This window comes from Rhizobium sp. BK212, assembly GCF_014197475.1.
Lineage (GTDB): Bacteria > Pseudomonadota > Alphaproteobacteria > Rhizobiales > Rhizobiaceae > Rhizobium > Rhizobium anhuiense.
Genome location: NZ_JACIFS010000004.1, coordinates 61,803 through 83,818, shown reverse-complemented (window position 1 = coordinate 83,818; position 22,016 = coordinate 61,803). Strand labels below are relative to the sequence as shown.

Sequence of the window (22,016 nt, the reverse complement as noted above, 5' to 3'; positions counted from 1 at the left end):
ACACATTCGTTTTGCCGGATTCCGGGCCATTTCTCGCCTTGCAGTCCAGAAAACCGCTCCTTATATACGCCGCATCACCGCAATCACGATTGCGTAATCTTAAGTAGACCCATCCCGTAAGGGGCTGTCAGGGAAATGCCTTCTCGGGGTTCCGACAGCTTGCTTCAAGGAGAGAATGACATGGCAAAAGTAATTGGTATCGACCTTGGAACGACAAATTCCTGCGTCGCAGTCATGGACGGCAAGGACGCCAAGGTTATCGAGAATGCGGAAGGTGCACGCACGACCCCTTCCATGGTGGCATTTTCCGATGATGGCGAACGCCTCGTCGGCCAGCCGGCCAAGCGCCAGGCAGTCACCAACCCGACGAACACGCTCTTTGCAGTCAAGCGCCTGATCGGCCGCCGCTACGAAGATCCGACCGTCGAGAAGGACAAGCACCTCGTTCCCTTCACCATCGTCAAGGGCGACAATGGCGATGCCTGGGTCGAAGCCAATGGCAAGGGCTACTCGCCCGCACAGATTTCCGCGATGATCCTTCAGAAGATGAAGGAAACCGCCGAATCCTATCTCGGCGAAAAGGTCGAAAAGGCCGTCATCACCGTTCCCGCCTACTTCAACGACGCGCAGCGCCAGGCAACCAAGGATGCCGGCCGCATCGCCGGTCTTGAAGTCCTGCGCATCATCAACGAGCCGACCGCTGCAGCCCTCGCCTACGGCCTCGACAAGAAGGACGGCAAGACCATCGCTGTCTACGACCTTGGCGGCGGCACCTTCGATATTTCGATCCTTGAGATCGGCGACGGCGTCTTCGAAGTGAAATCCACCAACGGCGATACCTTCCTCGGCGGTGAAGACTTCGACATGCGTCTCGTCGAATATCTCGTCGCCGAGTTCAAGAAGGACAACGGCATCGACCTGAAGAACGACAAGCTTGCCCTGCAGCGCCTCAAGGAAGCTGCCGAAAAGGCTAAGATCGAGCTGTCGTCCTCGCAGCAGACCGAAATCAACCTGCCGTTCATCACCGCCGACGCCTCCGGTCCGAAGCATCTGACGCTGAAGCTGACCCGCGCCAAGCTCGAAAGCCTGGTCGACGATCTCGTCCAGCGCACCATCGCGCCGTGCAAGGCAGCCCTCAAAGATGCCGGCGTCACTGCTGCCGAAATCGACGAAGTGGTTCTCGTCGGCGGCATGAGCCGCATGCCGAAGGTCCAGGAAGTCGTCAAGCAGCTGTTCGGCAAGGAGCCGCACAAGGGCGTCAACCCGGATGAAGTCGTGGCGCTTGGCGCCGCCATCCAGGCCGGCGTTCTGCAGGGCGACGTCAAGGACGTCCTGCTCCTCGACGTGACGCCGCTGTCGCTCGGCATCGAAACGCTCGGCGGTGTCTTCACCCGCCTGATCGAACGCAACACGACGATCCCGACGAAGAAGAGCCAGACCTTCTCGACCGCCGAAGACAACCAGCAGGCCGTCACCATCCGCGTTTCGCAGGGCGAACGCGAAATGGCTGCCGACAACAAGCTGCTCGGCCAATTCGACCTCGTCGGCCTGCCGCCGTCGCCGCGCGGCATGCCGCAGATCGAAGTCACCTTCGACATCGACGCCAACGGCATCGTGCAGGTTTCGGCCAAGGACAAGGGCACCGGCAAGGAGCAGCAGATCCGCATCCAGGCTTCCGGCGGCCTTTCCGACGCCGACATCGAGAAGATGGTCAAGGATGCTGAAGCCCATGCCACCGAGGACAAGAAGCGCCGCGAGGCCGTCGAAGCCCGGAACCAGGCCGAAAGCCTGATCCATTCGACAGAAAAGTCGCTGAAGGATTACGGCGACAAGGTTTCCGAGGCCGACCGCACCGCGATCTCGGATGCGATCGCCGCGCTGAAGACGGCTTCGGAAGCCTCCGAGCCGGATGCCGACGACATCAAGGCCAAGACCCAGACGCTGATGGAAGTGTCGATGAAGCTCGGCCAGGCGATCTATGAAGCACAGCAGGCCGAAGGCGGCGCTGCCGGCGATGCCTCCGCGGAAGGCGGCGACAATGTCGTCGATGCCGACTACGAGGAAATCAAGGACGACGACCGCAAGAAGTCCGCGTAATCCGCGACGGCGTGGTTATGCTTCAACACTTGATCCGGCTGCTCACCATGGCAGCCGGAAATCCATTTCCGGGGTTTAATCCTTAATGGCAAAAGCGGACTATTACGAAACTCTGGGTGTAGCCAAGACGGCGGACGAGAAAGAGCTGAAGAGCGCCTTCCGCAAACTGGCGATGAAATTCCATCCGGACAAGAACCCGGATGACAAGGACGCCGAACGCAAGTTCAAGGAAATCAACGAAGCCTACGAGATGCTCAAGGACCCGCAGAAGCGGGCGGCCTATGACCGTTATGGCCATGCGGCCTTCGAGCAGGGCGGCATGGGCGGCGGTGGCGGCGGATTTGCAGGCGGCGGCTTCTCCGACATTTTCGAGGATATCTTCGGCGAGATGATGGGTGGAGGGCGCGCGCGCCAGCGCTCGTCGGGCGGCCGCGAGCGCGGCGCCGATCTTCGCTACAACATGGAAATAACGCTGGAAGAATCTTTCTCCGGCAAGACGGCGCAGATCCGCGTTCCGACGTCGATCACCTGCGACGTCTGTTCGGGCTCTGGCGCCAAGCCCGGCACACAGCCGAAGAACTGCGGCACCTGCCAGGGATCGGGACGCGTGCGCGCGGCCCAGGGCTTCTTCTCGATCGAGCGGACCTGCCCGACCTGCCACGGCCGCGGCCAGATCATTCCCGACCCCTGCCCGAAGTGCCATGGCCAGGGCCGGGTGACGGAAGAGCGTTCGCTCTCGGTCAACATTCCCGCCGGCATCGAGGACGGTACGCGCATCCGCCTGCAGGGCGAAGGCGAAGCCGGCGCCCGCGGCGGACCGGCCGGTGACCTCTATATCTTCCTGTCCGTCAAACCGCATGAATTCTACCAGCGCGACGGAGCCGATCTCTATTGCGCCGTTCCGATCTCGATGACGACGGCCGCGCTCGGCGGCACCTTCGACGTGGCGACGCTCGACGGCACCAAGTCGCGCGTGAGCGTGCCCGAGGGCACGCAGGCCGGCAAACAGTTCCGCCTCAAGGGCAAGGGCATGCCGGTGCTGCGTTCGGCACAGACGGGCGACCTCTACATCCAGATCCAGATCGAGACACCGCAGAAGCTCACCAAGCGCCAGCGCGAACTGCTTCAGGAATTCGAGCAGCTTTCCTCCAAGGAGAACAATCCTGAATCGACGGGCTTCTTTGCCCGGATGAAGGAATTCTTCGAGGGCTGAGCGGCGATCGACACGCCTATCTCTAAAGCCGGGGACGGAAACGTCTCCGGCTTTTTGTTGCGCGAGTCCCAATTTGCGACATTCGCCGCTCGTGCCGGGAAATCTGTTCCAGAACGACACGGCGGCGCGAGGGAAGACGACTTGCATTAACGCAGCCAGATGATGCCGCTTGCAAGTTTTCCAAATGAATTCAGTCTCTGCCGTCAGCGCACAACACCGAAAACCGGAAGCGATATTCGGAAGAGACGATGCCCAGGTTCGAAGCGATAGAGCATCCTTTGCTCGACGCGACGTGCTTTAGAGCAATTGCAGCAAAAGTGCGCAGCGGTTTTGCCAGGCAAAGCGTGAAACGCTTTTGCCGGGAATAAACAAAAAGATAGAGCATTTCCGTGAATCGGAGAAAAACGGAAATGCTCTAGTGGGAACAACCAAACCAAGGGTATCGACCATGGCGCCAGCCTTTTCCTCTCAGTCCGAAGACGTCGACGTTCTCGCCGGCGCCATCTACACATGGTGCGCCGAGCGCAATATCAAGCTTCGCAGCCAGCAGGGCCTTTCGATCGCCAGCATCGCGATCGACCTCTATCATGCCGGCCACCAGACGCAGGACGACCTGCTGATGGCGCTGCACGAATGCGAGATTCACTAAAACGCGATATCGAACCTCATTCAGGTGACCTGCTTCCAGTCTCTGTCCTGATGCACGCCGTTCCCCAACCGCTGCACAGCCATATCTATCCGGACATAATTCAGGCCCGGAACAGATCGTGCTTTTCGGTGAGCCGGCGGCAGGGATCAGACGGCGGTTTCTGCCGCTTCGCCTGTCATGAGGGTGACAATGGTCTTGACCGCTTCCTTGCCTGCCGGTGAGCTCAGCTTGTCGTAGCTCAGCGCAAGCGCATAGGCGTCGGGGCTGAGTTCGATACGGCTGCCGAATTGCGATATGCCGGCTCCCTCGAAAAGAGCAGAGATATCGACATCGAGAAAAACCGCGATCTGATGCAGCTTGCTGGCGGAAACGCGGTTCGTCCCCTTTTCGTATTTCTGGATCTGCTGGAAAGTCAGTCCGAGTGCTTCGCCAAGCTCGAGCTGGGAAACACGGCGAAGAGCGCGAAACTGTCTTACGTTGCGACCAACGATAATATCAACCGGATCTGGCACTTCATCACTCTCTGATACGTAAACGGTTCGTTTACCATATCGTTTTCACGGGATAACTCAACCCTACAGTTGCAAATTTCAACCGACTTTTTTTGGACCTTACGTTACGTCAGTGGCCTCAAGGGAATGCGGCAAAAGCCCGAATATCTGGCGCTTGACGACATTGAGCGTGACCGTCGACGGTATCGGTCCAGCGATATCGGATCATCCTCTCTCAGGTTGTATTTTTAGCTGATTAGAGGGCGGCATGCTGACCGTTACATCGGAAGGATGCCGGACGCCAGGACCTCGGTCACGGGATCTGCCGGAAAATATGCCCCCGCGGTATTTCGCGCCCTGAACTTATCCCCATGTGGCCCCCAAGCCTCGCTGCGACACCACCAGGGCACGCGATCCACGGCCGTCAAGCTGTCAGCCTTGCCATCAACGCCGCTTAGGCTTAGCTGTCACGCTTCACGATTCCGGACATTCGATGCCGCACAAGGTTTCTCTTTCCCGTCTGAAGCTGACCGACTTCCGCAATTATGCGGCGGCGGCCCTTACCCTTGACGGTCGACACGCCGTGCTCACGGGAGACAACGGCGCCGGCAAGACCAATCTCATGGAGGCCGTCTCGCTGCTTTCGCCCGGCCGCGGTCTGCGCCGCGCCGCCTATGGCGATATAACCCGGGTCGGCGCGGCCGGCGGCTTTTCGATCTTCGCCGCACTCGACGGCATGGAGGGCGACGTCGAGATCGGCACCGGCATCGAAACAGGCGAGGAGACCACCACCCGCAGGCTGCGCATCAACGGCACCCCGGCAAAGACTGCCGACGAGTTGACCGACCACCTGCGCCTTCTCTGGTTGACGCCGGCGATGGACGGCCTCTTTACCGGCGCCTCTTCCGACCGGCGCCGTTTTCTCGACCGGCTGGTGCTGTCGCTCGATCCCGCCCATGGCCGCCGCGCCAGCGATTTCGAGCGCGCCATGCGCAGCCGCAACAAATTGCTGGACGAGGGCCGCTTCGATCCCTCCTGGCTCGCCGGCATCGAGGAGCAAATGGCAAGCCTCGGCATCGCCATGGCGCTCGCCCGCCAGGAGATGCTCGGCCTGCTGACCCGGCTGATCGAAGAAACGCGGGAGACTTCGCCCTTCCCTTCGGCATCGCTGCAGCTCTCGGGCTTCATGGACGGACAATTTTCGCGCCCCTCGGTCGACCTCGAGGACGATTACGCGGCGATGCTGGCAGAGAGCCGCTATCGCGATGCCGGCGCAGGGCGCACGCTCGAGGGGCCGCACCGGGCCGATCTCATCGTGCATCACCGCGAAAAGGCGATGGAGGCGGAGCGTTGTTCCACCGGCGAGCAGAAAGCATTGCTTGTCGGCCTGGTGCTTGCGCATGCGCGCCTCGTCGGCAATCTCACCGGCCATGCACCGATCCTGCTGCTGGACGAAATCGCAGCGCATCTCGACGAGAATAGACGCGCCGCGCTGTTCGATCTCATCGACGGGCTCGGCGGCCAGGCCTTCATGACCGGAACGGATCGCTCGATGTTTTCGGCGCTGGGCGACAGGGCGCAGTTTTTCACGGTGGCGGAGGGACGGGTGTTCGAATGACCGAGGCAGCTTTTCCCGACGTCGGCCGTCATGATAACATCGGTGCCATGGAACCGCTCAGCCCGGACGAAATCGCCCGTTATCACCGCCACATCCTGCTCCCCGAGATCGGGGGCGCCGGCCAGCAGAAGCTGAAAGCCGCCCGCGTGCTGGTGATCGGCGCCGGCGGCCTCGGCGCGCCGATCCTGCAATATCTGGCCGCAGCCGGCGTCGGCACGCTCGGTATCGTCGACGACGACCGGGTGTCGCTCTCCAACCTGCAGCGCCAGGTGATCCATGATTCCGGAACGATCGGCGAGTTGAAGACGGAGAGTGCTGCCTTCGCCATCGCCCGGCTCAATCCGCATGTCCGGCTGATCCGCTTCGAGGAACGCTTTTCCCCGGAGGCCGCCCGCCGTCAGCTCTCCGGCTTCGATCTGCTGATCGACGGCTCCGACAATTTCGACACGCGTTATGCCGCCGCCGATGCGGCCGAGGAAGCGCGCATTCCGCTCGTCACCGGCGCCGTCGGCCGTTTCGACGGTTCGCTGACGGTTCTCAAGCCCTATGAGAGTACCGAGGACGGAACACTCTACCCTTGTTATCGTGACCTCTTTCCGGAAGCGCCGCCGGCGGGGCTCATTCCTGCCTGCGCCGAGGCCGGCATCATCGGCGCGCTGACCGGCGTCATCGGCACGATGATGGCGATGGAAGCGATCAAGCTCATCACCGGCACCGGCGAACCACTGGTCGGACGGCTGCTGCTCTACGACGCGCTCTCGGCCCGCTTCGACACGGTCCGCTACAGAAGACGCCGCACGCGGGAGAGGCAGACCGGATGACAATCGTCCCTCTCGACCAGAGCTTCACGCGCTGGGACGAACTGCTCGCGCTCATCCTCGCCGCCTTCGCTTCCATGAACGGCAGGATCGACCCGCCATCCTCGGCGCTCAAGCTCACGACCGAGTCACTGGCCGAAAAGGCCAGGGCCGAGATCGGCCATGTCGCCATCGACGGCGAAAAGCTGATCGGCTGCCTCTTCCTGCGGCCGGAGGCCGATTGTCTCTATGTCGGCAAACTCGCCGTTCTGCCCGAAGCGCAGGGAAAGGGCATTGGCAAGCGGCTGCTGACGATTGCCGAGGAAACGGCCGCATCGCTCGACCTTCCCGCCTTGCGGCTGGAAACGCGGATCGAGCTCACGGAAAATCATACCGTCTTTGCCGCCTGGGGATTTTCCAGAACCGCCGAGAAAGCGCATCCCGGCTTTGCCCGGACGACGTTCATCGAGATGCGCAAGGCCATTGCGCCGACGAATCGCCCCGTCTAAATCAAATGCACGGCTTCAACGCCCCGGCAGCACCCGATTGGGCGGCCTGTGACCGTCGATGAAGGTGCGGATATTGATGATGACCTTGTCGCCCATATCGATGCGGCCTTCGATCGTCGCCGAACTCATATGCGGCAGCAGCACGACCTTGCCCTCATTGGCGAGTTTGACGAGCTTCGGGTTGACGGCAGGCTCGTTTTCGAAGACGTCGAGGCCGGCGCCGGCAATCCGGCCCTCCCTGAGGCATTTGATCAGCGCAGCCTCATCGACCACGTCGCCGCGCGCGGTGTTGACGAGATAGGCCGTCGGCTGCAGCAGCGCCAGACGGCGCGCCGAAATCAGGTGGAAGGTCGCCGGCGTCGACGGACAATTGATCGAAACGATGTCGACGCGGGCGAGCATCTGGTCGAGGCTTTCCCAATAGGTCGCCTCCAACTCGTCCTCGACGGCTGGATTGACGCGTTTGCGGTTGTGATAGTGGATCGACAGGCCGAACGACTTGGCGCGGCGGGCCACCGCCGTACCGATGCGGCCCATGCCGACGATGCCGATGCGCTTGCCGTGAATGCGCCGGCCGAGCATCCAGGTGGGAGACCAGCCGGCCCATTCGCCCGGCTTGTCGGTCAGCACACGCGCGCCCTCACCAAGCCTTCTCGGAACAGCGAGAATCAGCGCCATGGTCATGTCGGCGGTGTCCTCGGTCAGGACGTTCGGCGTGTTGGTGACGGTGATGCCCTTGCGCGCCGCCGCCTCGACGTCGATGTGATCGGTGCCGTTGGAGAAGCTCGCAATCAGCTTCATCTGTGGCCCCGCCTGTTCGATCAGCGCCGCGTCGATGCGGTCGGTGACGGTCGGCACCAGCACGTCGGCGGTCTTGACCGCGGCGACAAGCTCGGGAACGGAACGCGGCGCATCGTCGATGTTCAGCTCGGCGTCGAAGAGCTCGCGCATGCGGGTTTCGACGGCATCGGGCAGCTTGCGGGTGATGTAGACCTTCGGTTTTTTCTTCGCTGTCATGGCTGGCTGTGGTGCCTTGTTCAGAGGTCTTTAACCAAGAGGGGTGATAATTTTCCCATTCCGGGCATTTTCTACCAGACCCGCACGCGAAGACAAACAAAACTCGCGGTGCAGCCGGGGAATGTCAGAGCCCGGACCGCGAGCAGGCCGGGCCTGCCCGCGAATTCGAGCAAACGGAAACCTCCATGCGCAGCAAAGTTCTGAAGTCCTGCCTCGCCCTTGCCATCGCTCTGGCTACATCCATGGGAACCGTCGAATTCGCCCATGCGCAGGCGGCCAAAGGTCCAAGCGGATTGCCATTGCCGCGTTTCGTCACCCTGAAATCCAAGCGCGTCAATCTGCGCATCGGCCCGGGAACGGATTACGCCGTCTCGTGGATGTACCTGAAATCCGGCCTGCCGGTGGAAATCATCCAGGAATACGACAACTGGCGCCGCATCCGCGATGCCGACGGGACCGAAGGCTGGGTCAACCAGTCGCTGCTATCGGGTCAGCGCGCGGCGATCGCCGCCCCCTGGATGAAGACGAAAGGCAAGGGCGTCTATGTCAATCTGCGCCGCGAGGCGCTGCCCTCCGCCTCGATCGTCGCCAAGCTGGAACCCGGCGTGATGATCACGATCGGCGAATGCAACGGCGACTGGTGCCGGGCCGAAACCGAAGGTGCCTCCGGCTGGGTGGCGCAGTCGGAGATCTGGGGCGCCTATCCCGGCGAAGCCTTTAAATAAGCCCTGCCTGTTTGGCGGCCTCGGCAAGCGAGGTCATCGGGCGCGGGCCGATCTGCTGAATGACAATGCCGGCGGCCAGGCAGCCGAGCTTGCCGCAATCCTCCAGAGAGCGCCCCTGGGTGTAGCCATAGAGGAAACCGGAGGCGAAGAGGTCGCCGGCGCCCGTCGTATCGACAACTTCCCTGATCCGGATCGCATCGACGTAAAAACGCTCGTTGCCCTTCAGGATGACGGCGCCATGCTCGCTCATCGTCACGGCAGCGATCTTGCAATCGGCGGCGATCCTGTTCAGCGCCTCCTCGAAATCATCGGTCTCGTAGAGCGACAGCGCTTCCTGGCGATTGGCGAAGACGATATCGACCTTGCCGGAGCGCATCAGATCGAGGAATTCGCCGCGGTAGCGGCCGACGCAGAAACTGTCGGACAGCGTCATCGACATTTCGCGGCCGTTTTCGTGGGCGATGCGGGCACAGTCGAGAATCGCTTCCTTGGCGCGTGGCGGATCCCAGAGATAACCTTCGAAATAGGTGACCTTGGCGTCGGCGACGACGTCGGGCTCGACGTCTTCGGGGCCGAGCTCGACGCAGGCGCCGAGATAGGTGTTCATCGAACGCTCGCCGTCCTCGGTGACGAAGATCATCGAGCGCGCCGTCGGCGGGAAAGTGCCCTTGGGCCGGGTCTGATAGTGGACGCCCTGGGCGCGGATGTCGTGGGTGAAGATGTCACCGAGCTGATCGGCGGCGACATTGCCGAAATAGGCAGCCTTGCCGCCGAGGTTAGCCACGCCCGCCGCGGTATTGCCGGCGCTGCCGCCGGAGGCTTCGAGCGCCGGTCCCATGCGCGAATATAGAAGTTCGGCGCGTTCGGCATCGATGAGGTTCATCGCCGCTTTGGTGATCTGATTGTCAATGAGGAACTGGTCGTCGCAACGGGCAATGATATCCACGATTGCGTTGCCGACTGTCAGAACATCGAATCTTGTCATGAAAAGGGAAGTCCCCGGATTTGTGATAGCCGGGGTTTGGTCTTAGCGAAATTTCCGCGGTTTGGAAGGATAAATGGGACGACGCTTCTATTTCTTCGCAAAAGTGCCGCCTATTCGTCATGTCGCTGTCATTTTCAAAATCTAGAAATACTCGCAGGAAGACCGGCATGAGCAGCTTTCAGTTGCAGCCGGGCGCACGAGGGATGACCCTTCGATCTTACCGGCGCGATGCTGACCACGGATGAACTGGCAGCTTTGTGATCCGGATATCCGGCAGGGCCGGAGCGGAAAAGCGGGCTGAGCCCGCTTTTTTTGCCTTTGGGTGCCCCGGCTGCCGGATCGGGCGGTGATGGCCTTTTCAATCCAAACAGTTTGCTGGTACTCAATAATTCCGTAAATCGATTCCGCTTTACGGAATTATGCAGGAATTCAAAGTGCTGCAGTGTCCTTTGCGCATCTGAAAAGCGCGCGACGCTGTAGATGTCGGATACTCCCCGCGCAGAGCAACCTCCCTCATGTCAGCCATCATTCTCGACGTCCTTCCCATCTTCCTCCTGATTCTCATCGGCTGGGTGATCGTCCGCAGCGGCCTGATGGCATCGAATGTCGGCGATGCGCTCGGCGAATTCGTCTTCAAGATCGCCGTGCCGCTGCTGCTCTTTCGCACCATCGCCGAGGCGGATTTTCATGGCGCCTCGCCCTTCCGGCTCTGGATCGTCTATTTTTCCGGCGTCGCCATCACCTGGACGGCCGGCCATCTCGCCGCCACGCGGCTCTTCGGCCGCGACGAACGCATCGGTGTCTTGGCCGGCGTTTCCTCGGCCTTCGCCAACAATGTCTTTATCGGACTGCCGCTGGTCGAGCGTACCGTCGGCGACGAGGGGCTGGTGGCGCTGTCGATCCTGCTTGCCGTGCATCTGCCTGTCATGATGGTCGCGGGCACGGTGCTGATGGAGCATGCCGAGCGCAAGATCGACGGCAAAAGCGACCGCAGCATGATGTTCGTGCTACGCCAGATCGCCATCAATCTCGTGCGCAACCCGCTGGTGATCGGGCTTGCGGCCGGCATGGCCGTGCATCTTTCCGGTCTCACCATGCCGACGGCGGTGGCATCGGTCGTCGGGCAGATCGCCGGCATCGCCGGTCCGGCGGCGCTGATATCGCTCGGCATGGCGCTGGAGAAATACGGCGTCTCCGGCAATGTCGGCATCGCCAGCGTCACCTCGACATGCAAGCTGCTACTGCTGCCCGGTTGCGTGTGGGCGGCGAGCCATCTCCTCGGCCTCAGCCCCGAATGGACGGCAGCGATCGTGCTGACTTCCTCCGTACCGACGGGCGTCAACGCCTGGCTGATCGCCAACCGCTTCGGCGTCGGTCACAGCCTTGCCGCCTCGACTATCACGGTGACGACGGCGCTCGGCGCCATCACGGTCTCGCTCTGGGCCTATTTCCTCGGCGCCTAGAGCGGTTCAGCTTTTTTACGCGATTCCCGGCAAAACCACTTCGCGCTTTGCCTGGAATTGCTTGGCGGATCTCCGCAAAACGAAAGCCCGGCTTGCGGGCCGGGCTTCCATACCATGCGATTGTCCTGCTGCGTCACTGCGTCGCGGTTTTCGGATCCGGCAGCGGCACCGGCGAATCGGCCAGCGTGTGCAGGTAGAGGATGACGTTGGCACGATCCTGATCCTTCGCCAGACCGGCGAAGCCCATCGCAGTGCCGGGAACGTCCTTCTTCGGCGCCAGCAGGAACTTGTTGAGATATTCGAAAGTCCACTTCTCGCTGCCGCCCTTGGAGAAATCCTTCATGGGAGCGGAATAGGCGAAGCCTTCATGCGAGGCGATCGGGCGATCTACGACACCAAAGAGGTTGGGACCGACCTTGTTCGGTCCCCCTTTGGTGCCGTCATGACAGGCCTGACACTTCTTGAAGACCGTTTCACCGGCCTTGGCATCTGCAGAAGCGAGCAATTGCGCGATCGGAACGGCAACGGCAGGCGCAGCCTCACCACCAGCGGCGGGCGCCTCTTCGGCAACGATCGCGAAACCTTCCTTTTCCGGCGCTTCGGAATGGAAGATCCCTTCGGACGCGATGGAGACAGACATCAGAACGAAAATCGTCCCGAGCAGCGCCCCCACGGCCGTATTGACGTATGAATTCATCTGCAATGCTCCCCTTGCAGCCGGCAGACCATAAACCGGACCATCTTGAAATCGCGCGGAACCTATGTCTTTTGGTGGATCGTTGCAACTGTCTAAATGGTCTTGTGCGTGAGACTTTTTGACACTTTTCAGCCCGGAATAGAAGGCCCGAACAATGAGTGATTCAAATTTAGACGGCGTGCTCGTATTGATCCCGGCGCGCATGGCCTCCACTCGGCTTCCGGGCAAGCCGCTTGCCGATATTTGCGGCCTGCCGATGATCGTTCAGGTGGCGCTGCGCGCCAGGGAAGCGGCCATCGGCCGGGTCGTCGTCGCCGTCGACGATGATCAAGTGTTCGATGCCGTGGCCGCGGCCGGCTTCGAGGTCGTCATGACCAGCACGGATCATCAGTCGGGTTCCGATCGGATCTTCGAGGCGCTGACGAAAGTCGATCCGGACGGAAAGGCGAAAATCATCGTCAACGTCCAGGGCGATCTGCCGACGATCGATCCGGAAACGGTGCGCGCAGCTTTGCGCCCTCTGGAAAACGCGGCTGTCGATATCGGGACGCTGACGACCATAATCGACAATGAGGAGGACAAGACAGCGCCGCACATCGTCAAGATCGTCGGCTCGCCGCTTTCCGCCGCCCGTCTGCATGCGCTCTATTTCACCCGGGCAACCGCGCCTTACGGTCAGGGGCCCCTCTACCACCATATCGGCCTTTATGCCTATCGGCGGGCAGCGCTCGAACGATTCGTCTCGCTCGGTCCGTCGACGCTCGAAAAGCGCGAATCGCTGGAGCAATTGCGGGCACTGGAGGCCGGCATGCGCATCGATGCCGAGATCGTTGACACGGTTCCGCTTGGTGTCGATACTCCCGCCGACCTCGAAAAAGCGCGGCGCATCCTCTCCGCAAAGTCGAATTGACGGAACCATCATGAATATCAAGACCAACAGGATCGCCTTCCAGGGCGAGTTCGGCGCCAATTCCGACATGGCCAGCCGCGACATGTTTCCGACCATGGAGCCGCTGCCCTGCCAGACCTTCGAGGATGCGTTCACGGCGGTCGACAACGGCGACGCCGACATCGGGATGATCCCGATCGAGAACACGATTGCCGGGCGCGTCGCCGATATCCACCATCTGCTGCCGGAATCGCGGCTGCACATCATCGGCGAATATTTCATGCCGATCCGTTTCCAGCTGATGGTGCTGCCCGGGGTGACCAAGGACGAGATCCGCACGGTGCACAGCCATATCCACGCGCTCGGCCAGTGCCGCAAGATCGTTCGCGCCAATGGCTGGAAGCCGGTGATCGCCGGCGATACGGCAGGGGCGGCAAAGCTCGTGAAGGAAACCGGCGACCGCTCGATGGCCGCCTTGGCACCGCGCCTTGCCGCCGATCTCTACGGTCTGGAGATCATCGCCGAGAATGTCGAGGATACTGAAAACAACGTCACCCGTTTCGTTATCCTGTCCCGTGACGAAGAATGGGCACAACGGAATTCGGCGGAAGAAAAGGTCGTCACCACCTTCGTCTTCAACGTCCGCAACATTCCGGCCGCGCTCTATAAGGCGCTTGGCGGTTTTGCCACCAACAATATCAATATGACCAAGTTGGAAAGCTACCAGCTCGGCGGAAAATTCGTGGCGACGCAGTTCTACGCCGATATCGAAGGCCATCCGAACGATCCGAACGTGCGCCGGGCATTGGAGGAACTGCGGTTCTTCTCCGAGAAAGTGAGGATTCTCGGCGTCTACAAGGGGCACGCGATGCGAGGCCTGCTTTAAACAGGCCCGTTCTTAAACAGACCTCGTCATTCGGCGATTATTTATCCGGCTCACAGACGCGCAGGCGATGACCGTCAGGATCGAGCACGACGAAGGTCGGGCCAAAATCCAGCTCGGTCAGTTCCTGGGCGATCGGCAGGCCGCGTTGACGCCAGTCCTCATAGTGCCTGGCGACGGCATTTTCTCCCTCGACCATGAAAGCCACTTCGCCGCGGTTGCCGATGGCGGAGGGCTGCGGCTCGACCTTGCTGCGCCGCCAGAGGCCGAGCGTGAAGCCGCCCTCGAGCGGAAAAGCGACGAAATTCGGCGCTTCCACGGCCGGTTCGCGGTTCAAGAGGTTCCGGTAGAAACTGGCGCTTTCGGCCGGGTCCTTGACGTAAAGGATTATGAGATTGGGGCTGGTCATTTCGGTTCTCCCGTTGTTGTGAAATAAATCCGCGAGGGATCGCCTGCTGCCAATTCATGGCAGCAGGGTGTGACGGGGCGTAGCGATCGCAACGCCCCGTTCTCGTCAGGCAGATTGTTGGAAGGGATAGGCGAGCTAAAGCGGGAAACGGTCCTCGCAGTGCGGGCCGCGTCCGTCGACGAAGCCGAGGTCGCGCTTTAGGTAATCCGGCGTTGCTTCAAGGTCGAGGCTGGCGCGGTTCCCCTTGGGACACCTGAAAATATTGATGACCAGATGCAGCAGGCCGGAGCGCGCCGACTGGCGGACATCGGCAAAAGTTTCGGCCGAAATGACATCGGCAAAGGTGTCGCCCGTAAAGCGGTCGTTGGTCAAATGAATGGCTGGAGGCGTTACCATGATCAGTACTCCTTCCTGGTGGAATGGTACTCATAATAACCCTGCCTACTGACAGTTTCTGGCAGCAGCGTTAGTTCTCGACCGGAACGTCCTGCGTCTCACGCCACTCCTTGAGCAGTACCGTGCGGCGGCGCGGATAACGCACCTCATGCAACGCCATGTCGATAATGCGGTCCGTGCGGAAATGGCGGAAATCCTGGCGCAGTTCGCACCAGGCCATGAGGACACGCACATGCTCGAAATAACCGAGCGCAAAAGGCCAGACGCGACGGCGCGAGATTCGGCCCTGCTCGTCGCCATAATGCAGTTCGAGGATGCGCTCCAGACGGATCGCCTTGCGGATGGCCGAAACATCGGCCTTGTCCTCGTCACGGCGTTTGGGGCCGACGAAAAGGGCTGCCGAATCGATCATCTCCCGCATATCGGCCGGCAGCACGGCGGCAATCTTGGCCAGCGCGTCGGCGCCGGCGCCGGCAAGGCGCGGCTCGGCGGCGCGAGCCACCCAGCGCGAGCCAAGCACCAATGCCTCCAGCTCTTCTTCTGAAAACATCATCGGCGGCAGCATGAACCCCGGCTTCAGCACATAACCGATGCCGGCTTCGCCTTCGATCATCGCGCCCTGCGCCTGCAGGCTGGCAATATCGCGATACAGCGTGCGCAGGCTGACGCCGGTCTCCTCAGCGAGCACCGTGCCGGTCACCGGCCGGCGGTAACGCCGGAGCGTCTGGAGCAGCGTCAGCAGCCGTTCCGAGCGGGCGACCGGCATGACGCTAGCGCTTCCACTCCACCCAGTCGCGCATCAGGCGGTGGGCGATCGCCCCTTTCGGCGGCGAGGCCTTGCCTGTCGCGCTCGGGCGTTCCAGCATCTCGATCGTTTCCTCGCGGGTGAACCAGCGGCAATCCTCGAGTTCCGTCTCGTCGCGGTTGATTTCGGTGGATTTCGCCTCGGCGTAACAGCCGATCATCAGGGAATGCGGCATCGGCCAGGGCTGCGAGGCGTGGTAGCGGATGCGGCCGGTGCGGATGCCGGATTCTTCCAGCGTTTCGCGACGCACGGCATTCTCGATGGTCTCGCCGGGTTCGACGAAGCCGGCAAGGCAGGAATACATGCCGGGCGCGAAATGCGGGCTGCGGCCGAGCAGGCAGAGGTCGCGTTTCTCGTCGATCGTCAGCATGATGACGACGGGATCGGTGCGGGGAAAAATCATGTGTTCGCAGGCGGCGCAGACACGCTTGTAGCCGCCGATGTGGATCTCCATCGCCGAGCCGCAGCGGCCGCAGAAGCGGTTGTCGCCGTTCCAGCGGATGAGGCTGGCGGCCTGGGCGAATTCGCCGAGCAACACCTCGTCGATCAGCATTTCGCGAAACAGCGTGCGACCATCGGCGGGCTTGTATTGGCTGGTGAGGTCGTCGACGCCGATGCCGACGGGAACGGCAAGGCGCGGCTCGCCTGATTTACGATAACCGAGAAGCACCGTCTCATCCCAATCCGGCTGCAATTCCTGGAGCTCATAGCGGGCAAAGAGCGGATCAAGCACCTGGCCGTCATGCTTCAGCACCAGCTTATCCCCGGCGAAGGCGAAGATATGGGTGCCGTCCTTGGCCAGCGCCTTTTCGACGGACTGTTCGTCGCGATGCTCGGAATCGCGATTGAGGTCATTGGCGGCAAAGGCCGTGAGATTGCTGGGTTCCGGATGCGGCACATCCGAATCGAAAAGCGAATGACTCATGATGAAAGGGCTTCCCGCAGCTTCACTGTGAATTCATCTCTCTTTCCGTCTTCGTAGGGTTCCGCGCGCCCGAAGCCCCAGACGGGACCCGGCCAGTTGGCATCGCCTACGAAGCGGGCAATGACATGAACATGAAGCTGGCGGACGACATTGCCAAGAGCCCCGACATTGATTTTTGTCGCGCCGGTGATCTCCTTCAGGGCTTTGGAGACCAGTTCCGTCTCGAAGGCGAGCAGCACCTGGTCGAGCGGCGTCAGTTCGAAGATTTCGGTGATATCGGCCCGGCGCGGCACAAGAATGAGCCAGGGCCAGCGGGCATCCCTCGACAATCTCAGATCGCAGAGACCGGTAACCATGATGCTGACGCTATCGTTTTCCAGCCGGGGGTCGAGCACGAAACCGTTCAAAGGGCATTCTCCTCATGTTTTCCAACGACTAGCAGTTTTTTTGCATGTTGGCTTGCTTTTGATGACGATATTGCCGATATGTGCATCCGGGAGGTTGGTGGTGGACGAGCCACTCGCCAACCGGGTCAGGTCCGGAAGGAAGCAGCCCTAACGAGCCCGGCACGGGTCATCGTGCCAGCCTCCCACCTTCTCTCCACGAAGTGCCCGACGATCCGGGCGACAAGCAGGGCGATGAGCGACACCGAGCGACAATCAAAAGATGCCGCCTCGACGGGCACCGGGTACCGGGTGCTGGCTCGCAAATACCGCCCCAAGGATTTCACGGACCTGATGGTCGGCCAGGAGCCGATGGTCCGCACCCTTACCAATGCCTTCGAAACCGGCCGGATCGCCCAGGCTTACATGCTGACCGGCGTGCGCGGCGTCGGCAAGACGACGACGGCGCGCATCCTGGCGCGGGCGCTGAACTACAAGACAGCCGACATCGACAAGCCGACGATCGATCTGCGCGTACCCGGCGAACACTGCCAGGCAATCATGGAAGGCCGGCATGTCGACGTGATCGAGATGGATGCCGCCTCCCATACCGGTATCGACGATATCCGCGAGATCATCGAGCAGGTGCGCTACCGGCCGGTTTCGGCGCGCTACAAGGTCTATATCATCGACGAAGTGCACATGCTGTCGACACAGGCCTTCAACGGTCTGTTGAAGACGCTCGAAGAGCCGCCGGAACATGTGAAATTCATCTTCGCCACCACCGAGATCCGCAAGGTGCCGATCACCGTGCTGTCGCGCTGCCAGCGCTTCGACCTGCGCCGCATCAGCGCCTCCGACCTTGTCGGGCTGTTTTCGACGATCGCCGCCAAGGAAGGCATCGAGGCGGAAGCGGACGCGCTGGCGATGATTGCGCGTGCTGCCGAAGGCTCGGCGCGCGACGGCCTGTCGCTGCTTGACCAGGCGATCGCCCATGGCGCCGGCGCCGTGCAGGCGGAAGCCGTGCGCGGCATGCTCGGACTTGCCGACCGCGCCCGGATCGTCGATCTCTTCCAGCATGTTATCAAAGGCGACGTGGCGGCCGCACTCGGCGAGTTCCAGAGCCAGTACGAGGCCGGCGCCAATCCGGTGGTGGTGCTGACCGACCTTGCCGATTTCACCCATCTGGTGACGCGGCTGAAATATGTGCCGGATGCGGCAAACGACCCGTCGCTCAGCGAGATCGAACGCACCAAGGCGGCGGAATTCGCCAAGGGCATTGCGGTGACGACGCTGTCGCGCATCTGGCAGATGCTGCTGAAGGGCATTCCGGAAACGGAAGGCTCGTCGCGGACGGCAGGAGCAGCCGAGATGGTGCTGATCCGACTTGCACATGCCGCACACCTGCCAGCGCCCGAGGATGCGGCGCGGCGGCTTGCCGAATTTTCCGGCGACAATGCCGGTCCGCGGCCCTCCCCTTCGCCTTCCGGCAATGGCGGCGGCAGCGGAACGCGGGTCCCCTATCAGAGCAGTGTCGCGGCGCGCGCACCCGAGCCGACACCACGGCCACTACCCTCAGGGCCGACGGCGATGCTGCGCGCCGTGCCCAATCCCGAACCGCAGAATATCGGCCGTACCGAGGCAAAGCCTGCAGAGGCTCCGAAGCCGCTCGTGCGTGTCAATTCGATCGGCGACATCGTCGACCTCGCGGGCGAGAAGCGCGATGTCAAATTGAAGGCACTGGTGCGCAACTTCGTGCGGCCGGTGCGGCTCGAGCCGGGCCGGCTGGACGTGAACCTCACCGAGGGTGCCCCCAACACGCTGCTTAACGAACTCGCCGTCAAGCTCAAGGAATGGACCGGAATCCACTGGATCGTCAGCACCAGCCGCGAAGAGGGCGGGCCGACGATGGTGGAGGCGGAAGCCAAGGCGCAGGAACAGCGCGTCAGCGATGCGCGTCAAGATCCCGATGTCGCGGCGATCCTTGCGCATTTTCCGGGCGCCAAGATCATCGACGTGCGCGTGCGGGCGCCCGAACCGGACGAGGAAGGCGAGGCGATGCCGCCGGCTGCTGCCGAATCCGAGGAAGGTGACATCCTGCCCGGCGACGACATAGAATTCTAAAAGTTCAACAAGGAGCGAGACGATGCGCGACATCATGGGCATGATGGGCAAAGTCAAGGAAATGCAGGCCAAGATGGAGCAGATGCAGGCGGAGATCGCCGAGCTCACGGCCGAAGGCAAGGCGGGCGGCGGCCTCGTCGCCGTCGTCATGTCAGGCAAGGGCGAGCTGAAGAGCCTGAAGATCGACCCGTCGCTGTTCAAGGAAGACGATGTCGAGATCCTCGAGGACCTGATCGTCGCCGCTCACAAGGACGCCAAGGACAAGGCCGAGGCGCTCGCCGCCGAAAAGACCAAGGCGCTGACCGCCGGCCTTCCGATCCCGCCGGGCTTCAAGCTGCCGTTCTGAGACGGGCGCCTATCAAGGCCCAAAGTCCGATCTAGCGCGCTTCGTCGCTCTCGGATTCCAACATAGCCCGCAGTTTGTAGTGAATTGGGGCGGCGAGATATCGCGCCCGATCTGCCGCCCGAAGCCGTCGACCGAAAGTCTCCATCAGCTCCGGCGTGGTGATCTTGGCTCCGTGAAAGGGCGTGCATTCCACCGACATTCCGGCCTTGGCCACGCCGCTCCGGACGACACGGCAATAGATGCCGGGGCGGGCGGCGGCGGTATAACGTTTGACGAATTTCGGATCGGCCATCCTGGCGGCAAACGTGGCGCAGGGGATGCGGCACGCGGTGACCTCGAGGACGAGATCGCCGATCAGGAAGCGGTCGCCGACGGCGACATCGCGATTGTCGAGATCCGAGATCACCATGTTTTCGCCGAAAGTGCCGGGCTCGTATGGCCGGCCGAACTCGCTGCTCCACCAGTCGAGCGTCAGCGATCCCTCGACATAAACAGCCTGATCGACACCGCCATGGTGTTTGCGGTTGCAGATGGCATCGCCGACCAGACCTTCGGCATCGATCATCACCGCACCGTTGACGGCATGTTTGAAGATGCCGGTCTTGTAGCTCTTGCCCGGCAGTCTTTCCGGATTGCCGGTGCACAGCGCCAGGATTTTCATGGGATGGCCAATCCTTCCGCGATTCCGTTTCCGTTCCATATCAGTTAAGAACGGCGCATGGCAAAACGAGTCACCGGCCCCGAAATCGAAAAACTCATCCAGCTTCTGGCGAAGGTGCCGGGCCTCGGGCCGCGCTCGGCGCGCCGGGCGGCACTGCATCTGATCAAGAAGAAGGACCAGTTGCTCGGCCCACTGTCGAATGCGATGGGCGAGGCCTATGACAAGGTGAAGATTTGCTCGCGCTGCGGCAACGTCGATACGGTCGATCCCTGCACCGTCTGCACCGACACGCAGCGCGATCAATCCGTCATCATCGTCGTCGAGGACGTATCGGATCTCTGGGCGCTGGAGCGCGCGGGCGCGATGAACGCCGCCTATCACGTCCTCGGCGGCACGCTGTCACCGCTCGACGGGGTCGGGCCCGACGATCTCAACATTCGCGGGCTGATCGACCGGGTCGGCGAAGGCGGTATCCGCGAGCTGATCATCGCCGTCAACGCCACCGTCGAGGGGCAGACGACGGCGCATTATATCACCGACCAGTTGCAGGGGCTGGACGTGAAGATCACCCGGCTGGCGCATGGTGTGCCTGTTGGCGGCGAGCTCGACTACCTCGACGAGGGAACGCTCGCGGCGGCCCTTCGGGCGCGGACAGTGATATGAGGGTTTTGCCTATGCCGAAAGATGTTCCACGGCGGCTATTCGCACTCGCCCTAGCGACCGCCCTCCTCCCCCTCTCCGCCCTCGCAGCCCCTTCGAAAGCCGATGTCGAAGCGCAGTTCGAGACATGGGTACGGAAAGACCTCTGGCCGGAAGCGAAGGCGGGCGGGATTTCCGAGAAGACCTTCCAGGCTGCCTTTTCCGGCATCACGCTGAACTGGAACCTGCCCGATCTTGCCCCGCCCGGCTTCCCGCCGCCGAAGGAGCAGAAGCAGACGCAGGCCGAATTTTCCTCGCCCGGTCCCTATTTCAACGAGGACCGGCTGAAGAAGCTTGCCGCAACGGGGCGCGGCTTTGCGGCGCAATATGATTCGACGCTGAAACGCATCGAGAAGACCTATGGCGTGCCCGGCTCGATCGTGCTGGCCATCTGGGGCCGGGAGACAGGCTTCGGTGCGGCGAAGATCCCGAACTCGGCAATCGAGGTGTTGGCGACCAAGGCCTTCATGTCGACGCGCAAGGAGATGTTCCGTACCGAGCTGGTGGCCGCACTCCATATTCTCGATGGCGGTGACGTCGCACCGGCCGATTTCAAGGGGTCGTGGGCGGGCGCACTCGGCCAACCGCAATTCATGCCGACCAGCTATCTGAAATATGCCGTGGATTTCGATGGCGACGGCCATCGCAACATCTGGACCTCGGTGCCCGATACGCTCGCCTCGATCGCCAATTTCCTGGTCAAGAAGGGCTGGCAGCGCGACCGCGACTGGGGCTTCGAGGTGTCGATCCCGGAGGCGGTTTCCTGCGCGCAGGAGGGGCCCGATCTGGCAAAGCCGCTGTCGCACTGGGCCTCGCTCGGCATCGACCGCATCTCCGGCAAGGGGTTTCCCTCCAGCGAGATGAAGGCTGAAGGCATGATGCTGGTGCCGGCCGGCCGCGACGGGCCGGAATTCATCGTCACGCCGAATTTCTACATCATCAAGGAATATAATAATTCCGATCTCTACGCGCTTTATATCGGCAATCTCGCCGATCGGATCGCCTATAATGGCGGCGCCTTTGAGGGCAGATGGGGCGATGTCGGCAAGATGTTGCGCTCGGATGTCGCCGCCATGCAGAAGGCGCTGGAACGGCAGGGCTATGATGTCGGCGGTTCCGATGGTCTGCCAGGCTACAAGACGCGGCGTTCGATCGGCCAGTGGCAGGCCAAGAACGGCATGAAGCCGACATGTTTTCCCGAAGCGACGATGAAGGGCAAGCTGAAGTAACCGGCT

The 22,016-nt window shown here is 61.8% G+C and carries 24 protein-coding genes and 1 other RNA gene; 15 read left to right on the top strand and 10 right to left on the bottom strand.

Annotated features, from left to right (window positions below; translation table 11 throughout):
- Positions 1-180: 180 nt before the first annotated feature.
- From dnaK to FHT79_RS15045, 3 genes are all read left to right on the top strand, one after another.
- A complete protein-coding gene (dnaK, locus tag FHT79_RS15055; protein WP_028755682.1) occupies positions 181-2,097 on the top strand; it encodes a molecular chaperone DnaK in 1,917 nt (638 codons plus the stop codon).
- 85 nt (positions 2,098-2,182) lie between these two features.
- A complete protein-coding gene (gene dnaJ / locus FHT79_RS15050; protein WP_028755681.1) occupies positions 2,183-3,310 on the top strand; it encodes a molecular chaperone DnaJ in 1,128 nt (375 codons plus the stop codon).
- Between the two features lie 448 nt (positions 3,311-3,758).
- Positions 3,759-3,959: a hypothetical protein gene (locus FHT79_RS15045; RefSeq protein ID WP_003544370.1), complete on the top strand. Its 201-nt coding sequence runs from the start codon at positions 3,759-3,761 to the stop codon at positions 3,957-3,959.
- 146 nt (positions 3,960-4,105) lie between these two features.
- Here FHT79_RS15045 and FHT79_RS15040 read toward each other — a convergent pair whose 3' ends face one another.
- Positions 4,106-4,471: a helix-turn-helix transcriptional regulator gene (locus FHT79_RS15040; protein WP_028755680.1), complete on the bottom strand. Its 366-nt coding sequence runs from the start codon at positions 4,469-4,471 to the stop codon at positions 4,106-4,108.
- A gap of 472 nt (positions 4,472-4,943) precedes the next feature.
- Between FHT79_RS15040 and recF the strand changes: the two genes are divergently transcribed.
- The 3 genes from recF to FHT79_RS15025 are packed head-to-tail and all read left to right on the top strand — an operon-like array spanning position 4,944 to position 7,374.
- Positions 4,944-6,068, top strand: a complete 1,125-nt coding sequence (recF, locus tag FHT79_RS15035; RefSeq protein WP_028755679.1) for a DNA replication/repair protein RecF — start codon at positions 4,944-4,946, stop codon at positions 6,066-6,068.
- Positions 6,065-6,889 (top strand): molybdopterin-synthase adenylyltransferase MoeB, encoded by an 825-nt coding sequence (locus FHT79_RS15030; RefSeq protein ID WP_132573923.1) that lies wholly within the window; start codon positions 6,065-6,067, stop codon positions 6,887-6,889. The genes recF and FHT79_RS15030 overlap by 4 nt, the downstream gene beginning before the upstream one ends.
- Entirely contained in the window at positions 6,886-7,374 is a 489-nt protein-coding gene (locus tag FHT79_RS15025; RefSeq protein WP_132573925.1) for a GNAT family N-acetyltransferase, read from the top strand. Before FHT79_RS15030 ends, FHT79_RS15025 begins: the two co-directional genes overlap by 4 nt.
- Before the next feature lie 15 nt (positions 7,375-7,389).
- Here FHT79_RS15025 and FHT79_RS15020 read toward each other — a convergent pair whose 3' ends face one another.
- Positions 7,390-8,391 (bottom strand): D-glycerate dehydrogenase, encoded by a 1,002-nt coding sequence (locus tag FHT79_RS15020; RefSeq protein WP_097544477.1) that lies wholly within the window; start codon positions 8,389-8,391, stop codon positions 7,390-7,392.
- A 185-nt stretch (positions 8,392-8,576) separates the two neighbouring features.
- Here FHT79_RS15020 and FHT79_RS15015 point away from each other — a divergent pair, with 185 nt between their 5' ends.
- A complete protein-coding gene (locus FHT79_RS15015; RefSeq protein WP_028755675.1) occupies positions 8,577-9,116 on the top strand; it encodes an SH3 domain-containing protein in 540 nt (179 codons plus the stop codon).
- Here FHT79_RS15015 and FHT79_RS15010 read toward each other — a convergent pair.
- Positions 9,109-10,101, bottom strand: coding sequence for an adenosine kinase (locus FHT79_RS15010; RefSeq protein WP_028755674.1), 993 nt, complete (start codon positions 10,099-10,101; stop codon positions 9,109-9,111). The genes FHT79_RS15015 and FHT79_RS15010 overlap by 8 nt on opposite strands.
- A gap of 515 nt (positions 10,102-10,616) precedes the next feature.
- Between FHT79_RS15010 and FHT79_RS15005 the strand changes: the two genes are divergently transcribed.
- On the top strand, positions 10,617-11,564 hold the full coding sequence (locus FHT79_RS15005; protein WP_028755673.1) for an AEC family transporter: 948 nt from the start codon (positions 10,617-10,619) through the stop codon (positions 11,562-11,564).
- 133 nt (positions 11,565-11,697) lie between these two features.
- On the opposite strand, the gene FHT79_RS15000 is transcribed toward FHT79_RS15005, so the two are convergent.
- Positions 11,698-12,261, bottom strand: a complete 564-nt coding sequence (locus FHT79_RS15000) for a cytochrome c family protein (RefSeq protein ID WP_028755672.1) — start codon at positions 12,259-12,261, stop codon at positions 11,698-11,700.
- Between the two features lie 154 nt (positions 12,262-12,415).
- On the opposite strand from FHT79_RS15000, the gene FHT79_RS14995 reads away from it, so the two are divergent.
- Together FHT79_RS14995 and FHT79_RS14990 are read left to right on the top strand one after the other, a co-directional pair.
- Positions 12,416-13,171 (top strand): 3-deoxy-manno-octulosonate cytidylyltransferase, encoded by a 756-nt coding sequence (locus FHT79_RS14995; protein WP_183903602.1) that lies wholly within the window; start codon positions 12,416-12,418, stop codon positions 13,169-13,171.
- 10 nt (positions 13,172-13,181) lie between these two features.
- Entirely contained in the window at positions 13,182-14,036 is an 855-nt protein-coding gene (locus FHT79_RS14990) for a prephenate dehydratase (protein ID WP_028755670.1), read from the top strand.
- Positions 14,037-14,073: 37 nt separating this feature from the next.
- On the opposite strand, the gene FHT79_RS14985 is transcribed toward FHT79_RS14990, so the two are convergent.
- The 5 genes from FHT79_RS14985 to FHT79_RS14965 form a co-directional block, all read right to left on the bottom strand.
- Entirely contained in the window at positions 14,074-14,442 is a 369-nt protein-coding gene (locus tag FHT79_RS14985; RefSeq protein ID WP_017962745.1) for a VOC family protein, read from the bottom strand.
- A 135-nt stretch (positions 14,443-14,577) separates the two neighbouring features.
- Positions 14,578-14,838: a hypothetical protein gene (locus FHT79_RS14980; RefSeq protein ID WP_132573929.1), complete on the bottom strand. Its 261-nt coding sequence runs from the start codon at positions 14,836-14,838 to the stop codon at positions 14,578-14,580.
- Positions 14,839-14,908: 70 nt separating this feature from the next.
- A complete protein-coding gene (locus tag FHT79_RS14975) occupies positions 14,909-15,604 on the bottom strand; it encodes a YafY family protein (protein ID WP_028755668.1) in 696 nt (231 codons plus the stop codon).
- A gap of 4 nt (positions 15,605-15,608) precedes the next feature.
- On the bottom strand, positions 15,609-16,568 hold the full coding sequence (gene nudC, locus FHT79_RS14970; protein WP_047617375.1) for an NAD(+) diphosphatase: 960 nt from the start codon (positions 16,566-16,568) through the stop codon (positions 15,609-15,611).
- The gene (locus tag FHT79_RS14965) at positions 16,565-16,975 is read right to left on the bottom strand and encodes an HIT family protein (protein ID WP_183903600.1); all 411 of its coding nucleotides are present in this window, start codon (positions 16,973-16,975) and stop codon (positions 16,565-16,567) included. The genes nudC and FHT79_RS14965 overlap by 4 nt, the downstream gene beginning before the upstream one ends.
- A gap of 89 nt (positions 16,976-17,064) precedes the next feature.
- On the opposite strand from FHT79_RS14965, the gene ffs reads away from it, so the two are divergent.
- From ffs to FHT79_RS14950, 3 genes are all read left to right on the top strand, one after another.
- An RNA gene (gene ffs / locus FHT79_RS14960) (signal recognition particle sRNA small type) lies at positions 17,065-17,161 on the top strand.
- A 45-nt stretch (positions 17,162-17,206) separates the two neighbouring features.
- On the top strand, positions 17,207-19,075 hold the full coding sequence (locus FHT79_RS14955; protein ID WP_183903598.1) for a DNA polymerase III subunit gamma/tau: 1,869 nt from the start codon (positions 17,207-17,209) through the stop codon (positions 19,073-19,075).
- A gap of 22 nt (positions 19,076-19,097) precedes the next feature.
- Complete coding sequence (locus FHT79_RS14950; RefSeq protein ID WP_063473528.1) at positions 19,098-19,421, top strand: YbaB/EbfC family nucleoid-associated protein; 324 nt, start codon at positions 19,098-19,100, stop codon at positions 19,419-19,421.
- Positions 19,422-19,452: 31 nt separating this feature from the next.
- Here FHT79_RS14950 and FHT79_RS14945 read toward each other — a convergent pair whose 3' ends face one another.
- The gene (locus tag FHT79_RS14945; protein WP_183903596.1) at positions 19,453-20,082 is read right to left on the bottom strand and encodes an MOSC domain-containing protein; all 630 of its coding nucleotides are present in this window, start codon (positions 20,080-20,082) and stop codon (positions 19,453-19,455) included.
- Between the two features lie 57 nt (positions 20,083-20,139).
- Here FHT79_RS14945 and recR point away from each other — a divergent pair, with 57 nt between their 5' ends.
- Together recR and FHT79_RS14935 are read left to right on the top strand one after the other, a co-directional pair.
- Complete coding sequence (gene recR / locus FHT79_RS14940; RefSeq protein WP_047617368.1) at positions 20,140-20,745, top strand: recombination mediator RecR; 606 nt, start codon at positions 20,140-20,142, stop codon at positions 20,743-20,745.
- A gap of 11 nt (positions 20,746-20,756) precedes the next feature.
- Positions 20,757-22,010: a lytic murein transglycosylase gene (locus FHT79_RS14935; protein ID WP_132573931.1), complete on the top strand. Its 1,254-nt coding sequence runs from the start codon at positions 20,757-20,759 to the stop codon at positions 22,008-22,010.
- Positions 22,011-22,016: the final 6 nt, after the last annotated feature.